The organism is Methanobrevibacter sp., from assembly GCF_045220775.1.
Taxonomy (GTDB): Archaea; Methanobacteriota; Methanobacteria; order Methanobacteriales; family Methanobacteriaceae; genus Methanocatella.
This window is the reverse complement of record NZ_JBGUWC010000016.1, coordinates 1-3,200: the sequence shown is the minus strand read 5'-3', so window position 1 is coordinate 3,200 and position 3,200 is coordinate 1. Positions and strand designations below refer to the sequence as shown.

The following is a 3,200-nucleotide window of genomic DNA, read 5'->3' as shown; positions in this document are numbered from 1 at the left end:
ATAGGAGTTAAATAAATGTATTTTATCAGAGGGATCCTAAAAGATTTAAATAAAATCTATGACTCATTATTTGCTATTAAAGAAGACATTGATAAATTAGAAAACAAAGGGTTTGGTATTTTATCTGACAGAGATATCCGTTTAAGGATACATGAATTATTCTCAGGTTCTATTAAAGATGAATGTATTCAACCGGCAAGTGTTGATTTACATTTGGATAAGACCTTGAAAACATTGGATGGTAAATTAAAGAATCTTGGTTTATGTAGTTATGAGTTACAACCTGGTGAGTTTATACTGGGTAGTACTGAGGAGTATGTAACTGTTCCTAGGGATTTGGTTGCACAAGTAGATGGTAAATCAAGTCTCGGTAGGTTAGGTATTGCTATCCACATAACCGCAGGATTTGTCGACCCTGCTTTTAAAGGTAATGTGACTTTGGAGATTAAGAATGTGTCTGATAAACCTTTTACTTTAAGATGGGGTATGCCTATTGCACAGATTGTATTTTTCACATTAACCAGTCCGGTTGAAAGAGGATATGGTGATGATGGATTAAATAGTCACTATCAGAACAGTGAAGGAGTTATATCAAGCAAATACGAGTATTAAAGGGGGTGTAACTAGAGATGTTATTTAATTTATTAATATATGATAGCCAGTAAACTTAAAACAAAATTTGGTACAGCAACAATTAACCAAGACGGTTATTATGAAATCGTAAGTGTAAAAGAAGGCAATAAAGACAAACTATTGCATCGGTTAATCTATGAAGATTACCATAATACACGACTCCCAAGAGATATGCACATTCACCATATCAACAGGGATAAACTGAACAATTGTGTCCTGAACCTTAAAGCTCTAACTGCACACGAGCATATGAGCTTGCATCGTAAAGGAGTACCATTGTCAAGGAAGTGTAAAATCAATATGAGTAAAGCTAAAAACACTTCCAATTATTATCGTGTAATTAAAGAGAAAGATTTAACATGTAAACAAGGCTTCATTTACCGTTACCAGTATTGGGAGGATGGTAAACGTAAGCGTATAAGATCTGTTGATATAAACAGATTACGAGAAAAAGTATTGGATAAGGGTTTGGAATGGATAGAATTCACATAGACGAATTGGAGGATGATGATATGATAGAATCAGTATTCCCAGAATTAGAAGATAAATCATTACTCAAAACAAATAAATGGGGAATATTAGATGTCTGCTTAACAAAATGTAACAAAGTCGTCACAGGTTACCAATGGAAATACAGTTATTTCGACGGGGCTAAAATTCGAGTATTATCCTCGTATGATTTAACAAGATTAAGACAAAAAGTCATGAACCGTGGCCTTGAATGGATTATTACAGATAACAAGTTAGCTATTGATTCATATAAGTTGAATCATGAATTGTTGGAGAAACGTGAGGATATGACAAAAAATCATAAGAATTCAACAAGTGGAGTTAAATATGTTTATCGTACACCTGATAAAGGTTCACGTAGAGGTTTCTATTGGATTTATGTTAATAATCATAAAGATGGTCAGCAGAAAAGTTACACTAGCAACTCATTATTAAGATTAAAAGAAAGAGTTGAAAAAGAAGGATTAGCCTGGACAGTTATTAACACTGAAGTATATGAGAAATTATTAACCGAAGAATCAGAGATACTATGAAGAAATGGATTGATTTTATAAAATATGATCTGTTACATATGAGACCACCAATGCCCCAGTATAAATGGGATGATTTAGTGGAGGTTAAAGATATGAGTGGAGTAAGTGCAAGAAGCCTAGGATATGATGCTGCAAAACAAATGACTGAATTGAATCATACAATAAATCTTTTAAAAAATAAAATAAAACGCAAACTACCAGATTACTTGAAAGAAAACCTTGAAGAAGTAAAAGTCACTGGTGAATTAAAACATATCCGATTAGAATATCATTTCAAAAATTATAATAAGATGAACAAATCCCTAGTTAATGAGATACGCTCAGATTTCGCTTCATGTATCCAAACAGATAAACTACCTGGTTATAAGATTAAATTCGCCGACACACATTTCATATTAATATTCTACCTTGAAGATTACATAAAGTAATGCTCATTTAATTAAAAAACCCAAAGAAAAAACCCAAAAAATGAGAGGAGATGATTATAAGTGAATCAAACAGAATGGTCAACGGAATACAATGAACATATAGATGCATTCAATGAATTCCGAGACAACTGTAAAAATCTAGAACATTATGACACTATCAAATCATTACTTGGTAGTGCAGTTGAATACCTATACCAATTAGGTGAAGAAAACGGATATACTGGAGGTGGAAAAGGATGATTAATAATCTAGCTGATTTAAGAAGATTCGATTTCACCCCTGAATGTAAAACCTGCAAATACCGGAAAGAATTAGGATTACTCGAGTATTGCTGTGGTTTTGTGATTGATGAAATTCGCAGACAAAGATTTGAACAAATGAAAGATATGGTTTATAATTATGCTGATTTCAGTGAAGATTTAAGCTTAATAAACCCTAGTAATATGTTATTCCAGAAGGATACTGAATGGAGTGTGACATTAACATTCCAAACTAATCTTAAAGAGGATAAAAAATTAATCCTAAAACAATTACGTAGGGCAATACTGGAGAGCATGTATTTTAATCATGTGAATTTCGCAAAAGACACTTTAATCCGTAAAGACTTCAACACAGAACCTTTACAAATACAAGCAATACTAGACACATTCAACATGGAGGCTGCAAATGACTAAAAAATATGAAGTCACCGACGAGGAATTAAACCTCCTCCTACACTACGCAGGAGAATTATATAATGTAGGTACACATGTAACAATGTCCCAACGTATAGAACGTGAAGGGAATATGGATAAAGAATTATGGTGCGATGGAGCATTATATCAATTGGATAAAAACTATCAAGAAGCATACCGTTTAGTTAACAGATTATGTCCTGACCGTAAACTAGATGGGGAAATCGAAGATGATTAAAAAATTCATAAAAGAATATTTCAACACAGACTTGGAGGATAATATGGGAGATAGTGAATACATCGGATGTTTAATACATGATTTCGCAGAATTATTATCAGAAAAATATTACGAATCAGATGATAAAATAAAAAAATCACACATCGGATTCGGATTATACACATTAATGGATTTAGCAGACATC

8 protein-coding genes are annotated in these 3,200 nt (G+C 32.6%); all 8 read left to right on the top strand.

The features are described from left to right. The first annotated feature begins 15 nt into the window (after nt 1-15). A complete protein-coding gene (gene dcd / locus ACJROP_RS00730; protein ID WP_406533604.1) occupies nt 16-612 on the top strand; it encodes a dCTP deaminase in 597 nt (198 codons plus the stop codon). A 39-nt stretch (nt 613-651) separates the two neighbouring features. After that, the gene (locus ACJROP_RS00725) at nt 652-1,125 is read left to right on the top strand and encodes an HNH endonuclease signature motif containing protein (protein WP_406533603.1); all 474 of its coding nucleotides are present in this window, start codon (nt 652-654) and stop codon (nt 1,123-1,125) included. Beyond that, the gene (locus ACJROP_RS00720) at nt 1,107-1,676 is read left to right on the top strand and encodes a hypothetical protein (protein ID WP_406533602.1); all 570 of its coding nucleotides are present in this window, start codon (nt 1,107-1,109) and stop codon (nt 1,674-1,676) included. Before ACJROP_RS00725 ends, ACJROP_RS00720 begins: the two co-directional genes overlap by 19 nt. Continuing rightward, entirely contained in the window at nt 1,673-2,104 is a 432-nt protein-coding gene (locus tag ACJROP_RS00715) for a hypothetical protein (RefSeq protein WP_406533601.1), read from the top strand. Before ACJROP_RS00720 ends, ACJROP_RS00715 begins: the two co-directional genes overlap by 4 nt. Before the next feature lie 60 nt (nt 2,105-2,164). Next, complete coding sequence (locus ACJROP_RS00710) at nt 2,165-2,344, top strand: hypothetical protein (protein WP_406533600.1); 180 nt, start codon at nt 2,165-2,167, stop codon at nt 2,342-2,344. After that, a complete protein-coding gene (locus ACJROP_RS00705; RefSeq protein WP_406533599.1) occupies nt 2,341-2,778 on the top strand; it encodes a hypothetical protein in 438 nt (145 codons plus the stop codon). The genes ACJROP_RS00710 and ACJROP_RS00705 overlap by 4 nt, the downstream gene beginning before the upstream one ends. Next, nucleotides 2,771-3,016, top strand: coding sequence for a hypothetical protein (locus tag ACJROP_RS00700; protein ID WP_406533598.1), 246 nt, complete (start codon nt 2,771-2,773; stop codon nt 3,014-3,016). The genes ACJROP_RS00705 and ACJROP_RS00700 overlap by 8 nt, the downstream gene beginning before the upstream one ends. Continuing rightward, on the top strand, nt 3,009-3,200 hold a 192-nt coding region (locus ACJROP_RS00695), incomplete at its 3' end, for a hypothetical protein (RefSeq protein ID WP_406533597.1). The genes ACJROP_RS00700 and ACJROP_RS00695, both read left to right, overlap by 8 nt.

What these genes read in the sequence shown, in the direction of transcription:
- ACJROP_RS00715 (WP_406533601.1), top strand. Translation starts at nt 1,673, where the DNA reads ATGAAGAAATGGATTGATTTTATAAAATATGATCTGTTACATATGAGA.
- ACJROP_RS00700 (WP_406533598.1), top strand. Translation starts at nt 2,771, where the DNA reads ATGACTAAAAAATATGAAGTCACCGACGAGGAATTAAACCTCCTCCTA.
- ACJROP_RS00725 (WP_406533603.1), top strand. Translation starts at nt 652, where the DNA reads ATGATAGCCAGTAAACTTAAAACAAAATTTGGTACAGCAACAATTAAC.
- ACJROP_RS00705 (WP_406533599.1), top strand. Translation starts at nt 2,341, where the DNA reads ATGATTAATAATCTAGCTGATTTAAGAAGATTCGATTTCACCCCTGAA.
- dcd (WP_406533604.1), top strand. Translation starts at nt 16, where the DNA reads ATGTATTTTATCAGAGGGATCCTAAAAGATTTAAATAAAATCTATGAC.
- ACJROP_RS00720 (WP_406533602.1), top strand. Translation starts at nt 1,107, where the DNA reads ATGGATAGAATTCACATAGACGAATTGGAGGATGATGATATGATAGAA.